Source organism: Bacillus sp. FDAARGOS_235, from assembly GCF_002073415.2.
GTDB lineage: Bacteria > Bacillota > Bacilli > Bacillales > Bacillaceae_G > Bacillus_A > Bacillus_A toyonensis.
The window spans coordinates 4,924,199-4,939,522 of record NZ_CP020437.2 but is presented as its reverse complement, the minus strand read 5'-3'; the positions used below and the strand labels follow the sequence as shown (position 1 = coordinate 4,939,522).

Here is a 15,324-nt window from a genome sequence, read left to right as displayed (position 1 = left end):
ACTGCTCTATGAACTACTCTTCATTCCATTTCTACAATTTTTCCTCGTACAGTGTAATTCTATTTGAAAACGGATCAATTACAGTTAATTCAATTGTACCCCAAGGTGTTTTTTCTATATTCGGCTTCGAATAAGCATATTCTTTACTTAATAATACAGAATGATAATCCTTTACATCATCTATTTTGATCCGAATCGCACCACCTGGTGAGGCATCACCATGATGTTCTGATAAATGTATCACAGCATCCTGTAACGAAATTTGCAAATATAATGGCCTATTTTCCTCATACCGATGTTCCCAATCCAGTTTAAATCCTAAAAAACCTAAGTAAAATAGTTTTGCTTTTTCAATATCAAAAATTCTAAATATAGGTGTTATCATTTATACTCTCCTCCTATTTATAAACATCTGCTGCCAATTCTCTCAAAACATCCACGTTTACTACTTCATAGCATCCATCGTTCTTCTTTATTATCTCTTTATCACAAAAAATATTTAATGTTCGCAACAAATGCCGATAGCTCGTTCCTAACAATTCCGCTATTTCCGTTAAATTCCCACTAAATACAATTCTATTTTCATGCTGAACTGCTCGTTCCCCTGCTGCTAACATGTAACTCGCAAGTCTATTTTCAAGCGGATACAATAAATTAATTGTACTGTTTTTTGAAAGTCGGTTTAATTTATGTGCTAATGATCCGCAAATACATCTTAAAAATTTCGCATCATGAAATAGCTTATTTCTCACTTTTCCTAATGGTAAACCAACACAATATGAATCTGCCATTACTTGTACATTTGAAGTAATCCTTTGGGAATGAATTAACTCCACATCTCCAAGTAACTGCAAACTATCATAAAAACACAGTAATACGGATTTCCCGTTACTTAATGTGTTAAACGCTTTCGCTTTTCCTTCAACAAAGAAATATAAATAATCTATCTCTTCATTTTCTCTACAAATAAACTCATTCTTTTTAAAAAATATAAGTTCCATATATGGCTTCATATCATGACTAAAAAATGAATCAATATTATTTTTCTTCATATACTCTGCTAATTTAATAGAATTACATACTTTCTTCATAGTTCCCCACCTTTACAACTCATCCCCATTGTAATCAAAATTTTCTTCTTCCACTATGACATATGTCATAACAATACACAATTTCAGCATGATACAGTCATTACAAATATGAAATACAAAGGGGATATTACATTGTATAACTTTCTTTCTGTCTTTATTGGTGTGCTCATCGCCGTTATGCTTCCACTGAATGGGATTTTATCTGAGTTAATTGGCAAGTACACAGCAAGCGTTGTCATTCACCTTGTCGGTTTAATTGCAGTTATCTTCATTTTAATCATAAACAAAAATAAAATTCGTTTCGATAAAAGTATTCCACTTTTTTTATATAGCGCTGGAGCGATTGGAGTATTCACTGTTCTTTTTAACAATATAAGTTTCTCCGTCCTTGGTGCTTCTATTACGATCGCATTAAGTTTACTCGGTCAATCTATTGCTTCCATCATTATCGATCATTTCGGCTTATTAGGAATGAAAGTTGCAAAGTTTGAAAAGAAAAAACTAATTGGATTATGTTTCATCTCTTCTGGAATTATAATCATGACAATTTATTAATGGGGGCAAGAAAATGTTATATATTACGATCGCTATTTTAGCTGGTGTTTCTATCGTTGTTGCTAGAATTATTAACGCGAATTTAGCAGCGAAAATCGGAAATTGGGAAGGCACTTTTTTTAATTATATTACTGGATTATTTTTCTCTATGTTATTTTTAATTTTCAGTTCAGATTCATTGTATATTCCAATGCAGACGTTACAATCTATTCCTATTGCTGTGTACTTAGGCGGATTAGTAGGCGTTATCGTTATTTCATTATCCAACTATATTACTCCTAAAATATCAGCCTTTTATTTAACATTACTCATCTTTATCGGACAATTATTTGCGGGGACTATTATTGATTTCTTCCTGACAAATGAACTCTCAATCGGTAAAGTTATCGGTGGCATTTTCGTATTAATTGGGCTCACTTACAATTTACTCATAGATCGCCCGATAAAAACTGTGAAGCATAACCAAGTTCAACTATAATACTTTACGCTTACCTATCATATATTAATAGAAAAGCTCTTCACACGAAATAATAGAGAGGAGAAAACCCTATTAAAAAAATTATTTTATTGCTAGGTAGCGTATTAATTATTTGTGGAATTGTATGGTTTATAAACTCGGGGAAATCTATTCAAGATCTCTATACTGCAAATAAACCGAAAAAGAAAGCTACTATTATTTCAAGCTCGCGAGATCCAAATGAGCCTCCTGTTTTTTTAGGTAAACAGGAAATAAAAGATATACATGTAGAATCAATTAAAACAAAAAAGGATATCTTTCTCACAAAAACAGATGAATTAAAAACGTTTATTAACAGTATGAATACCGCAAAAAAAGGCAAATTAACATTAGATGAAGAAGGATCAGACTTAATAGATTGTGATATGTGGATTACTTTCGAAGATGGAACTTATAAAAAATATTTCATATGGGTAGTTGATCATCACAGCAGCGAAGTGATGATTGCTCAGCAAGATACTCCTGATGATGTAAACCTTACGTACTATCAGTTAAACGAAGATAGTTCAAAAAAAGTTTATAATTTATTTAAAAAAATTATTTAAACGAAAAAGTCATGAGCACGCGAACTCATGACTTTTTGCACTATATATATTCCGGGAACACTTTACAGCTCTTTTCCTGTTCTATATCATGTCCAAAGAAAACAATTGGGTTCTCTTTCCTAACAATTTCTTTTAAACGCTTAATTGAAGATAAAGCTAATTCCGAATCAACCCCCGCGAACGGCACTTCATCTTCAAAATTCTCTTTCGTATACGATGCATCGATCGTTAATAACACTGGGCCAGAGTTTTCCGTCTCAATGAATAGTGACTGATGTCCTGGAGTATGTCCTGGTGTATACAATAATTGAACACCTGGTACGACTTCATAATCCCCTTCAATGATTTTGTAGTTTAAATTCGGCAATATACATTCTTTCAAATATTCTTCACTATGTTGTGCCGTCTCATATTCAGCACGCTGCACAAGAATCGGTGTATTTGTAAAAGTACCATTTCCCCCTGCATGATCAAAATGCAAGTGAGAACTAATAATATAAAGAAGGTCTTCCGGCTCATAACCAACGCGTTTTAAAATATTTACGATCCTATCTTCTTCAGTCATTTTCGGTAAAATCTGCCCTTCAACAAATGTACCGTCAAATAAATTTTCATTATTAACCGCACTTTCTGGCATACCTGTATCTACTAAAATTGGCCCTTCTTCTGTCTCCAATAAATAACACCATACTGGTAAGTTTAATAAATTCCCCGGTGTGAGCGTACTATTAACAGAAGAATGATCTAACATACAACGACCAGCTGGCACGAAATAAAGCTTCTTTACCGTCATTATGTATCCACCTTTACATTTCGTTTTGAATAAAACAATACAGTAAAAAATTCTACTTTTTAGAAATAAACTCCTTCTACTCTTTCATTCCAGCATACAAAAAAATGTAATTTTTACATAACAGCATTTCACCATCTATAATAAAGGAGTAAATGATTCTTACTTTAATGGAGGGACTACAAATGAAAGCAATTGGTTTACATGAATACTTACCTATTGAAGAAGAAAACAGTTTAATTGATATTGAAGTTGAAAGACCTGTTGCCGTAGGAAGAGATATACTTGTTAAAATTAACGCGATTTCCGTTAATCCAGTTGATGCAAAAGTTCGCTCTCCGAAAGATAAAAAAGAAGATGTAGCGAAAATACTTGGCTGGGATGCTAGTGGTGTTGTCGTACAAACTGGCGAAGGTTGTACGTTATTTAAAGAAGGCGATGAAGTGTTTTACGCTGGAAGTATTACGAGACAAGGTACATATAGTGAATACCACCTAGTCGATGAAAGAATCGTTGGTAAAAAACCTAAAACTTTAAGTGATACTGAATCTGCCGCAATTCCTTTAACAGCTATTACGGCGTGGGAAGGTTTATTCGAGCGTTTAGGCATTAATTACGCTAAGAAAAGCGAAAATACATTTAAAAACATTTTAATTATCGGCGGAGCTGGTGGTGTCGGTTCAATCGCAATTCAGCTTGCGAAATGGGCTGGATTAAATGTAATCGCAACTGCGTCTCGCGATGAAACGATAGAATGGGTGAAAAACTTTGGAGCTGACCATACAATTAACCATCATAAACCTTTAAAAGAGCAACTACAAAGCCTTGGATTCAACGATGTAGATTATATTTTCTGCTTAAATAATACAGATCAGCATTGGCATGGTATAGGTGAAGTAATTAAACCACAAGGTAAAATTTGCTCTATCGTAGAAAATGAACATCCTCTTGAAATGGGCATTCTAAAAAGTAAAAGTGCGACCTTTGTTTGGGAGTTTATGTTCACAAAGCCGATGTATGAAACTGGTGATATGATTACGCAGCATGAACTATTAAATAAAGTGAGCGAATTATTAGATGAAGGTATTTTAAAGACCACTTTAAATGAAACATTAGCACCAATTAACGCTGAAAACTTAAAGAAAGCACATGCATTACTTGAGAGTGGACGTACAATTGGGAAGATTGTATTAGAGAAGTTTTAATAAAAAAGTCCGATTTCTAAAGAAGAAATCGGACTTTTTTTACCTTTATTTACTTGAAATCTCTTGATCATTTTGAGTATCTAATGGCGCTCGCTTCCCTATTCCGAAAGCATAGAAACTAATTGTAACGATAGCTAAGAAAACAATACCTACAACTAGTGAGATACGAGTATCATCGTTAAACCACATTCCGATTAATACCATAATTAAAAAGGCAATCGTTAAATAGTTTGTAACAGGAGCAAATGGCATTTTGAACGGATGATCTTTCATCTCTGCCCCTTTTTCTTTTCTAAAACGAATTTGACTAATTAAAATGACGAACCATGGTACCATACCTGGAAGTACACTCGCACTATACACATATACAAATAAGTTTTTTGGCGCAATATAACTTAAAACTACACCAACCGCTAAACCAATTATTACACCAACTGTACCAAATAATGGAACACCGTTACTAGAAATTTTCGTAAAGTATTTCGGTGCTTGTCCATTTACACCTAACGTATACAGCATACGTCCAGCACTATAAATACCACTATTACAGCCAGACATCGCCGCTGTAATAACAACGAAGTTAATAAGTCCAGCTGCTGCCGTAATACCAACCTTCGCAAAAGTTGCCACGAACGGACTACCAATTGTACTTAATTGATCCCACGGATACACAGTTACAATAACGAAAATAGCACCAATATAGAATATTAAAATACGCCAAATTGTACTTTGAATCGCTCTTGTAAGTGTCTTCTTCGGATCTTTCGCTTCACCAGCAGTGATCCCAATTAATTCCACACCTTGATATGCTCCAACTACAAGTGATAATGCAAAGAAGAATCCTGAAAAACCACCTGTAAAGAAACCGCCATTTGACCAAAGATTAGATATGCCAATCGCTTCTCCGCCGTTACCAATTCCGAAGAAAATAAGGCCAAATCCAGCAATAATCATTAATAAAATTGTAACGATTTTAATCATCGCAAACCAAAATTCAAATTCACCAAATGACTTAACAGAAATTAAGTTAGCTGCACCAAGAATAACCATTGCAATCACACCTGGTATCCAAGCCGGTAGACCTGGGAACCAATATTGCATATACGCTCCAACTGCGATAATCTCTGACATCCCAACGATAACCCACTGGAACCAGTTACTCCACGCTGTCATATAACCAGCTAACGGGTGAATATACTTATGACCGAACGTCGCAAATGAACCTGTACTTGGCTCCATATACAACATTTCTCCCATGGCACGCATGATGAAGAAGATAAAAATACCTGCAATTGCATAGGCAAGCATTACTGACGGACCTGTCCACTTAATCGTGCTAGCTGAACCCATAAACAAACCAACACCAATTGTTCCGCCTAAAGCAATCATTTGAATATGACGTGCTTCTAAACCTCTTTTCAATTCTTTGTTTGCCACTTCACTTCCCCCTCTTAGATGATTCATAGCCGCATTTTAAAATAAGATGCTTTCCCCTAATTCCTTTTGGCCTGAAAATGATGAAGCAAACGTCATTTTACACTAGCTTTAAAGCTATCCTAAAATCGTTTTTTGCCTCTTACAAAATTCTCAAAACCTTTCATCTTCCAATATTCTATAAATCTTAAAATTACTTATTTTATATTAATTCATTTATCTGAAAAATTCAATTATTTTTTCAATAAATTAATATGCATAATTATGTTTAATTTTTAACTGAATTAGCAATAAAATACATCTATTCAAAATGGTTCCGATATGAATATTATTACAATATAAATAACCGAGGAGAGCATATCTTCCTCGGTTTCACATCTCATGTACTTCAATCTTTATAGTTGATAACGTATTTTAAAAGAATTTCATTCCTATTGCTACTACCATTTTCAAAATTTATTTTCATACTTTTTAAACACTCTATTAACATCTCAAACAAGAATATAATATATTAGTAAAGTTACATACCATATACACCCTTAGCAAGGATCTCCTTATCAAAGCGAACAAATTTACTCTGTACTTCCATTCCAGCTGCTTCATATACGCGAGGTGCGCCTATAATATTTTCAGAATCTACATTCAGTTGAACTTTTAAAGTCCCTTCTTCGTACAATTGACTAAATGCATGGTTTAATAGTGATAATCCTAACCCTTGTTTCCGCTTAGAACATCTTACACCTAGATGCGTAATTTCAGTTTTATTATCAGTACCCTTTTTACTAAATATAAAACCAACTACCTCATCCCCAGCCATTGCTAGTGACCATAATGTAGGATGAAACCCATCTCTTTCAGTACGTTGCAAAAACTCTTCTAACGTAGAAGGTTGCGAATTCCAGTGCTCCGCAAAGGCTTCATTAAAAGCTTGATGTAATCTCCCATCATCCACACCCGGTATGTAATGTCGCACTGTAACCCCATTTGGCCATATTGGTGATGGAACATTCCCCTGCAATTCAATCCCCATCCTCCACCAAATACGAGTTGGAATAAAACCAGCTTCTTCTAACATTTTTTCCTCATAGAAATTATTTGCTTGTGTTACAATCGTGCCATTCGAGCAAGACGAATTACTAACAAGCTCCTTAGCCCACCCTTCAAGCTTTGACCATATTATTTGTTCAATACCTTGATTCATATAATTAGAATGAATAAGTACAGCAGATGGAAACTGTCTTTCACTCCCTGTCAAAATACCATAAGCAATTATTTCTTCTTTCATAACAACGTAAGAACTTTTACTAACATCAATACCTTTCCATGAGTTCGTAATATCCTCTACCGTTGTATCAACTTCACCGTAAATGGCTTGATCATAAATTGTACATAGTTTTAAAATTTGTTGTAAATCTTCTTGTGTAGTTGCTTTAACATTTAGACCGTTCATATTGTACCTTCTTTCTTTTTAATTAACTTAATTTCAAAACTATTCTAATGATTTATTAAAAAATAATAAAAAAGAGCCTCATTTTCCAATGAGACTCTTTTCCTAATACATAATTAAACTGCTTTTTCAACTCGTTTACCAACAATAAATACCTTAGTAAACACCAACATGATAGCTACAATAGCTAGAAAATAAAGTGGCATCACCAGTAACGAGCCCGTATGAAGTTGACTCATTCCCCAAATTGTCACCGTCACTATTATATAGTACCCTAAGCTAAACAATGCTCCAGCTGTACCAATGACATCTTGAAAATCTACTAATGCTAAACTTAAACAGTTAGGTAATGCTACCCCAATTCCTAATAGCAATATAAACATCGCTACTAAAAATCCAATCATATATATTATGTTTGGATTTGATCCAACTGAAGTAATAATAGATAAAGCGCCTGCTCCACCTGTCATTACAAAACAACCGATATATATAATTTTCTCTGGTTTATAAGTGGTAAGTAACCGCTTTGAAAATTTCGCCCCAATAATAGAAGCGGAAGCAACAACAATTCCTAGAAATCCGTACATACTAGGCGATAACTTAAAGTATTCAATAAAGATAAACGGCGCTTCTGCATAATAGCTAAATAAAACGCCATTCGCTCCTCCAATTAATAGCCCATATGTTACTACTTTCGGATTTGTAATCAACCGTTTTAAAACAGAAAACACATTTATTTTATCCGTTACTGCACCCGTTTTTGTTTCTGGAAGAGAAACAAACGTATACAGCAAAATTCCGATACTCATAACTACTAAACTTAAAAATACTATTTTAAATCCAAACATTTGATCAAGAAAGCCACCAATTAACGGTCCTATTGCTGGTGTAAAAGCAATGACTGCCGAAATTTGAGCAAACATAACGTGACGTTTATGCCCTTCTACACTTTCACGAAGAATCGTTTGCGTCACAACTGATCCTGCACTTGCTCCAAACGCCTGAATAAAACGACTTAACAATAAAAATTCAATGGAACTTGCAATAAAGCATAAGAAGCTCCCCGCGCCATATATGACAATTCCAAGTAACATCGCCGGGCGACGACCAATTATATCGGATAACCATCCAATAAAAAATACACCTAAAGCAAATCCAGCAAAATAAACACTAAGCGTTAACTGCACCTCATTATTACTTACATGTAACGCCTTTGAAATGTCTGGTAAAGACGGTGTATAAATTGTTTCACTAATTTGCGGAAATGCCACAAGAATAATCATTAACCAAAGTGATGGTACTGAGACTTTTTTCATTTTTCATACCCTCCTATAACTTTGAAAATCTCAGAAATAAAAAGACTTTCCTAAGCTACGGAACAGGAGGGGCCATTATAGAAATCCGATCATAAAACAACAAAGAAAACACCTCAATTACGTATGTTAATACTTATAGGAGGGTAATATTAACATTGATTTTTAAATATACTTTTTCAATTATATTACATATTATCTCTACTTTTCTAGTGTTGATGCCTTGATTATTTGTTAGAAGATTATCATTTTTATATTATCTGAAAACTAATTCATTTCAAAAAACAGTAAAAAGAGCTGATTCAAAATATAGTTTAAGTCAGCTCTTTTCTCACTTTTTTAGTACTTGTATGCTGATCTATTTTGTTTTTCTCGTGTTGCAAATTGTTTTTCACTACGATTCCCCATAAATCTAAAACATAAAGATAGGTGCAATCAGAGAAAATTTAACAAAAATAATTTATGAAGCATTTGAAGATAAACTTTTATCTGGAGTAAGACCTTTCCGTTAAATATAGCGTTTATAAAAGGGATTAGCCGTACATAAGACGAGCGCCTAAAATACAATTCTGTTAGAAAATTTTGCGCTATATTCTCTTTTATTTTATTTATGATAGCTGATTAATAACACATTCTAAAAATTTGTCTACCTTTTCTTTTGATGTATCCGGCGCATGATAACCAATCGTAAATGTAAGTCTTCCATTATAAGTGCTTGCTCCCATTGAAAAGAATGGTGCATACATAATGGGTGATGTCATATACCCGTCCTCAGCTTGAATTTCACCAAACTGAATAGGTTCATCAGCGATTACCCCGAAATTTGTCATTAATGGCAACGCCATCCCCATCTGTACAGCCTGCTCGTATTGCTGATTATACATTTCCTTCACCGTAGATAGCTTCATACCTGCCAGTATCTCCATTCCTGCCGCTGAAGAAAGACCTGGATTTTGGCCCTTTATTTTATCCATTGATTGTTTAACTCGAACAAGAGTCTGATTAAATGATTCACCATCTTCCATTTTAATCACTGGCATTTCCATTCCGGATAAGTTGCAAATAGCACCAGTCGTATAATTAGGCAGATATCGACGTAAATCAATTGTCAAACCGATCATTTTTTCTGCGGTGCGAGGTTCTGCATACACAGTGAAATGTGATAAAGCACGGAAGTATGCAGTCATGATTACATCATTCAAGGTAGCCTGTTGTGCTTTTGTCCATTTGGTTAGACATAGAGTTTGTTCACGGCTCAACCGCCCTACAGACATTTTGGGGGATTTATTTTTGTTGGGTTGAGATGGAAAAGACCATAACGATGCCTGCTGTTCTTGGTTAGGACGATACGCACTTTTTACGTCCGATATTCCAGCATATTTGAATACATGTGATTGATCTCGAAAACTCTCATTTCCCTCACCAAATTCCTTTATAATTTGATCCTTAGATCCTCCTAAGGAAAGGTGCGTATAAATTGCTCCAAGCAAATTAATATATTCCTTGACTCCTGCACCATCTGAACATAGATGAGATAATTTCACAACTAACATATCTGTTGTAGTGCCTCGTAATAATATTGTTTGAACCATAGGCCCCTGAATACGATCACCAGGTTCCTTAATAAAATCTATTGCCATTATTTCAAGTTCTTGATCATTTCCTTCTGCAAAAAAGCAAATAGATGAGTTAGTGCCAGATGAATGTTCCTCCCAGTAAGGAGTATCATTTTCTACAAATCGACTATTCAAAACTGGCTGCAATTGTAATGTTATCCTTACTGATTGTTCAAGTATTTCCTTTGATAGACCTACAGGAAAATAAAGAACCGCATTAATTTGTTGATCTGCAGAATAAAGACCTAATAAATAATTCATTCGATCTTGAGGTGTTACTGAATACTTTCCTTGTTCCATAATTTTGTCCCCCTTTTAAGATTTTTTGTATAACCTTATGCTCCATCTAGTTGTAACTTTTCTAGTCATTTTTCTTCAAGAGCTAATACTGCTTATTTTTCGAATTTTTTCACGAAAGCACCTTTTCCATACTGCTTCCATTCCTTTTGCAGCTTTTTGTAGGTGATATACCCATTATTTTATTGTTATCGATATCCCCCACCTTTTAATAAAATCAAACAAAAACACTTTTAGTCTACTCATATACAAACATATTATAATAATGTTTACGAATTATCAATAAAACAAATAAATCATTTTTTATATCTGTTAATTAAAAACAATAATATAATACGTTTAGGGATTACTTCATAAACAACAAACAAGACGCCACCCAAATCATGGGAACGCCTAGAATAATGCTACAAACTTAATGAAATCTATTTATCCTCACGTCATTTATTTCTTTGCTTCCATACCCCATTCTCTTTACGATAAGTATGCTTTCCATTCATGAATCCAGCTGTATTACCAGGAATGCTATATTTCTTATTTTTAGCCTTCTTCTTCATCCTCTTCTCTTCTTGAATAGCCTGTAAATCCACCTTCCATTGTTTCAACAAATCCTTTTTACGTCGCATCGAATTTGTACCCCTCAGATTCAAATATAAATCTATTAATTATATTATATACATTTTATTATTCCTTCGATAAAAAGAGAGCACCCTCGCCCAGGTGCCAAGAGATACATATATATTGAGATAACTAACACGCTAGAAAAGACTTCAACCGAATCACACGGCAACACCTATTGATAATTGCTATTAATTTAATCATTAACAAATATATCTGGCCCCTTCTTCAACATGTACGAGAAGCCCGAAATAAATACAACACTAAATATAATAATAGAAGACCACATATTAAAATGATACTCTTTACCTGCAACCAAATTATATATGTTATGGACCAAGAAATTAGCACCTATAATAATTCCACCTAACATTGAACTAATTAAAATGCTCATTAAATAAAACTTAAGCTTTTGAAACATTTCCCCTCTACCTCTTTTCTAAAATAAACTTTATTTAGGTTATCCTAGAAAATTATACCATTTAATTCCCAAATGTTATTAAAGCTATATTTTAATTAAGGTTATTTTAAGGAAGGCATCATTTATTCCAATATCTAGTTTGTTCAAATTTTCGTTTAACATGTACCAAATTATGTTTTTCCTTCTAAATAGACCAACAATATATTAAAATACTTTATATATCAAGGAGGTTTATCATGATCAACTTTCATAAAACATTCCCCATCTTAGGATTCTTTTTATTTTTATACAGTTTTATCAGCATCATTTTTTTATTACTATTCCTTAGCGTTTAGTAACAACACGTATAAATATATGTTTAATGTGTAATTTCTATATTAAAAAAGAAAAAACAATAGTTTTGGATGCTTTTCTAGTTTTATTTTAAGATACCTCTTTGTAATCTGTAATAATTTGCTGACTCTCATCATCATCATTATCAATTTCTTTTCTTAAGTATTCAAAGGTAATTTCGATTTCTTCCTTATTCTCATAATAAATCCCTTTTGTACTTTTAATTTCTTGGTCTAGTTGTTTTCCTCTGTCTTGAAGCGGGTTTATTTCTGCTCTTACGAAAAGGCTTTTTAGAATTTCAAAAGCCAGAAAAAAAGTTTTGGATTACACTCAAATCTTTAATTCTAATCGGAATAGCCTGAATGTTAATAGGACTTTTTATGTAACCTACATAATCAGTAAATCCCCTGAATAAAACTCCATATTCCGTCAACACTGTAGATGACATTAGATTTTTCTCCTTGCTCCCCCTTGGAGATGAGCAGTTAGCTTTTGCTAACTGCTCCTTTATTTATAACAAAAAGTAAGGTAAAAGTTACTCTTTACCATTTTAATTAAACAACTTACTATCAATCCCCCTTTCTTTAAACCCTTGTTGCTAATGTAGTCATTCTTTTCTTATAAATTAAGCTTGCCACTGTTAAGTAATATTTGGTCATTGAGAAAAAATAAAAAGATGATGAATCGTAATTTTTTTACAAATCATCATCTTTTATTTTCCGTATTTTAACATTCTGTAAATGCATTAGCCCCAAAATAACGTACTTTTATAATTTGCCGATGATGAAGCTCATGACCAGAAATAATGTTTGCTAATGCACGAACCGTGACTTCAGAATTGTTCGCAATTCCCCTTTGCAACCAGGCATCTTTATCTAAACTTTTAAGTAAATGCACAGTAGATTGGCGAACAACTGTTAAATTCGTAAGAAGATCTTGCATAGATTGCTTATCAAAAGCTGCTCTAAGAACATACATATCGTCATTATAGCCAGGGAGTTCTGCTGTCTCACCTCTTGCTATGGACAGCAAACGATATGCCATAATACGTTCAGTATCTGCAATATGACCGATTACTTCTTTTATACTCCATTTATTAGGGGCATATCGAAAATGTCCTTCACTATCAGAAATATCCTTCAATAAAAGATTCGTTTCCTTCATTTGTTGCTCTAGAATATGTATGATATCTCCATCTGGTACTAATTTTATGTACGTTGAGTAGTATGGATTATATTCATTTGTTCCTGGTCTCTTTTGCATACTTATCCTCCTCAGTATTTCATTTACACCCTACCTCAAAATGTTATCACATTAATCTAATTATTTAAATTACAAAACAAACGGTCTCCATATATGTTCATCAACTTAAGGTAAGCGGTTTGATTCTATTACAAAGTTTTCTACATGAGGCTACAATCTAGAACATTTTTCAATAGATCCATATTGTTCTAGTAGTAATTAAAAATTTTAAAACTAAAAAAGGACTCTATTTATGTAGGTCTATTTTTCAGTATTTATAATTGATTTGTATCTAAAAATAAACATTTTATACGTATACATGCATAGTATGTTTTATCTAACTGCTATATGCTTTGTGCCAAGTATAATGTGAAGGACCTAAATACTCTTTTCGTTGACAAATAATGCTCGGTTCTTATAGTATCCATTCCTAATTGGATTCAGTTTATAAAACTCGTTTAGCACATTGTTTCAGTTTTTTTGCAAAAAATAGGTTCGTCCTCCACCTTCATTTAACGCTTGGAGGAAAGCCATTTCTCATTCGTATAATAAAAAGAGGGAGAATTGCCCCTCTTTCGTTTATATTGAGTCATTTTACAAGGTTAAATAATCCCTTTTAATATCAATCCTAAAACTGACATTACTATCGCACTAATAATAATTCGCAAAATCCAAGTTGTGTTTGTACTTATTTTCTCTAATTGCTTATTGATTGTTGCTATGTCTTTCTCATTAATAGTGGTACGCGTTTCTAAAGTACGAATGTCTCTCATAATTTCTTTTTGCTCTGCTTTTAGGCTGTCAATTTTCGCGTAAACATCTTCCATATATTCACACCCTCTGTTCATCTTAATAGAAAAATCTATATATATATTATGAGACAACCCTTTTACCCGTGAATACATTCCGTATATTCGCGCACCAAATTATTTGTACAATCTAATTGAATTATTTACATATTTCCATTTTTCTGTATAAACAAGCATTTAAATAACATGCGATATGAATAAGCATTGAATTATTCTACTTTCATAACGTATCCTGAACACTCTTTATATGCCGTTTCATAAAGACTTTCATCTTATTTAAAGGCTTTTTTATTTCTTTAATAACAAACAAGGTGCAATCCAACATACGGGAGCACCTACAATAATTACTATTATTTAAATCACCATTCTCATATTTACAACTCATTATAGTCAGTATAATTTTCTGAAGAAATTCTCTTTTTTAGCTGCTTAATGTAAACTAATATTAATTTGAAATAACTGTAATGATAAACTTTCTAGAACAATAAATATACTAGCTGAAACGGACCTATAGCCGATATTTTTTCCAGTAACATTAATGGTGATTTCAGCTAAATTCGTTTGAATATTATTTCCCTCAAAAATCTTATCTTCAACCTTTACAATATCTGCTTCAAAATCTACTTCTTTAAAGGTTTTCAATAATTTTGTTTCTAATAAACTAAAATCAAAGTTTTCATCTTTTATTACGGCAAATTTAATCTTCATATTGATTTCCTCATTTTTAATAAATTAAAATCATTAAATCAATATAAATATATATTATTCTATTAGTTAATTCAAAATATACGCTTCGTATGTATCATTACTAGATATCATTTCTAATGAATTAAGTGAAAAAGAAACGAAATAAACAAAGTCTCTCTTTCAACCACTTAACCAATTAATATAGAATCCCCCTTGTGTCCAATGACTAAAATTTTTTCATTTTAAACCCGTAGATTCTGAGAATTTCTTATTTTAACATTACTAAACCACTTCACGCATTCTGTAGCATTGGTAATAACAATATAATGAAGCAGATTAATATTAGAAGTACCACTTATGTTTAATATAATGCGGCTCTAAATTATTTTGCTCATTGCTGCTTTTTT

The 15,324-nt window shown here is 32.9% G+C and carries 17 protein-coding genes; 4 read left to right on the top strand and 13 right to left on the bottom strand.

Features of this window, described 5'->3' with window-relative positions; all coding sequences use genetic code 11:
• Positions 1 to 31: 31 nt before the first annotated feature.
• Together A6J74_RS27820 and yeiL are read right to left on the bottom strand one after the other, a co-directional pair.
• Positions 32 to 385: a glyoxalase superfamily protein gene (locus tag A6J74_RS27820; RefSeq protein WP_000632408.1), complete on the bottom strand. Its 354-nt coding sequence runs from the start codon at positions 383 to 385 to the stop codon at positions 32 to 34.
• A gap of 13 nt (positions 386 to 398) precedes the next feature.
• On the bottom strand, positions 399 to 1,091 hold the full coding sequence (gene yeiL / locus A6J74_RS27815) for a transcriptional regulator YeiL (RefSeq protein ID WP_000754827.1): 693 nt from the start codon (positions 1,089 to 1,091) through the stop codon (positions 399 to 401).
• A gap of 108 nt (positions 1,092 to 1,199) precedes the next feature.
• Between yeiL and A6J74_RS27810 the strand changes: the two genes are divergently transcribed.
• The 3 genes from A6J74_RS27810 (at position 1,200) to A6J74_RS27800 (ending at position 2,708) form a co-directional block, all read left to right on the top strand.
• Positions 1,200 to 1,646 (top strand): DMT family transporter, encoded by a 447-nt coding sequence (locus A6J74_RS27810; RefSeq protein ID WP_002005482.1) that lies wholly within the window; start codon positions 1,200 to 1,202, stop codon positions 1,644 to 1,646.
• Between the two features lie 13 nt (positions 1,647 to 1,659).
• The gene (locus A6J74_RS27805) at positions 1,660 to 2,124 is read left to right on the top strand and encodes a DMT family transporter (protein WP_000965802.1); all 465 of its coding nucleotides are present in this window, start codon (positions 1,660 to 1,662) and stop codon (positions 2,122 to 2,124) included.
• 89 nt (positions 2,125 to 2,213) lie between these two features.
• Entirely contained in the window at positions 2,214 to 2,708 is a 495-nt protein-coding gene (locus A6J74_RS27800) for a YhfM domain-containing protein (protein ID WP_000901690.1), read from the top strand.
• Between the two features lie 40 nt (positions 2,709 to 2,748).
• Here A6J74_RS27800 and aiiA read toward each other — a convergent pair whose 3' ends face one another.
• Positions 2,749 to 3,501, bottom strand: a complete 753-nt coding sequence (gene aiiA, locus A6J74_RS27795) for a quorum-quenching N-acyl homoserine lactonase AiiA (RefSeq protein WP_000216616.1) — start codon at positions 3,499 to 3,501, stop codon at positions 2,749 to 2,751.
• Between the two features lie 182 nt (positions 3,502 to 3,683).
• Here aiiA and A6J74_RS27790 point away from each other — a divergent pair, with 182 nt between their 5' ends.
• The gene (locus A6J74_RS27790) at positions 3,684 to 4,703 is read left to right on the top strand and encodes a zinc-binding alcohol dehydrogenase family protein (RefSeq protein WP_000643755.1); all 1,020 of its coding nucleotides are present in this window, start codon (positions 3,684 to 3,686) and stop codon (positions 4,701 to 4,703) included.
• A 45-nt stretch (positions 4,704 to 4,748) separates the two neighbouring features.
• On the opposite strand, the gene A6J74_RS27785 is transcribed toward A6J74_RS27790, so the two are convergent.
• The 10 genes from A6J74_RS27785 to A6J74_RS27740 form a co-directional block, all read right to left on the bottom strand.
• Positions 4,749 to 6,140: an amino acid permease gene (locus A6J74_RS27785; protein WP_001284434.1), complete on the bottom strand. Its 1,392-nt coding sequence runs from the start codon at positions 6,138 to 6,140 to the stop codon at positions 4,749 to 4,751.
• 517 nt (positions 6,141 to 6,657) lie between these two features.
• Positions 6,658 to 7,587 carry a GNAT family N-acetyltransferase gene (locus tag A6J74_RS27780; RefSeq protein WP_001013823.1) on the bottom strand — a complete coding sequence of 310 codons (930 nt, stop codon included), beginning with the start codon at positions 7,585 to 7,587 and terminating at the stop codon, positions 6,658 to 6,660.
• Between the two features lie 113 nt (positions 7,588 to 7,700).
• Complete coding sequence (locus A6J74_RS27775; RefSeq protein ID WP_000758025.1) at positions 7,701 to 8,900, bottom strand: multidrug effflux MFS transporter; 1,200 nt, start codon at positions 8,898 to 8,900, stop codon at positions 7,701 to 7,703.
• A gap of 605 nt (positions 8,901 to 9,505) precedes the next feature.
• Positions 9,506 to 10,813 (bottom strand): condensation domain-containing protein, encoded by a 1,308-nt coding sequence (locus tag A6J74_RS27770; RefSeq protein WP_000434824.1) that lies wholly within the window; start codon positions 10,811 to 10,813, stop codon positions 9,506 to 9,508.
• A gap of 434 nt (positions 10,814 to 11,247) precedes the next feature.
• Positions 11,248 to 11,433, bottom strand: a complete 186-nt coding sequence (locus tag A6J74_RS27765; protein WP_001253134.1) for a hypothetical protein — start codon at positions 11,431 to 11,433, stop codon at positions 11,248 to 11,250.
• Positions 11,434 to 11,621: 188 nt separating this feature from the next.
• The gene (locus A6J74_RS27760; RefSeq protein WP_000486799.1) at positions 11,622 to 11,846 is read right to left on the bottom strand and encodes a hypothetical protein; all 225 of its coding nucleotides are present in this window, start codon (positions 11,844 to 11,846) and stop codon (positions 11,622 to 11,624) included.
• A 631-nt stretch (positions 11,847 to 12,477) separates the two neighbouring features.
• Positions 12,478 to 12,627, bottom strand: coding sequence for a hypothetical protein (locus A6J74_RS30155; protein WP_000099743.1), 150 nt, complete (start codon positions 12,625 to 12,627; stop codon positions 12,478 to 12,480).
• Between the two features lie 278 nt (positions 12,628 to 12,905).
• Positions 12,906 to 13,442, bottom strand: a complete 537-nt coding sequence (locus A6J74_RS27750; RefSeq protein ID WP_001172125.1) for a DinB family protein — start codon at positions 13,440 to 13,442, stop codon at positions 12,906 to 12,908.
• Between the two features lie 581 nt (positions 13,443 to 14,023).
• Positions 14,024 to 14,248, bottom strand: a complete 225-nt coding sequence (locus A6J74_RS27745; protein WP_000390465.1) for a hemolysin XhlA family protein — start codon at positions 14,246 to 14,248, stop codon at positions 14,024 to 14,026.
• Between the two features lie 411 nt (positions 14,249 to 14,659).
• A complete protein-coding gene (locus A6J74_RS27740; RefSeq protein ID WP_000693588.1) occupies positions 14,660 to 14,938 on the bottom strand; it encodes a hypothetical protein in 279 nt (92 codons plus the stop codon).
• Positions 14,939 to 15,324 lie beyond the last annotated feature (386 nt).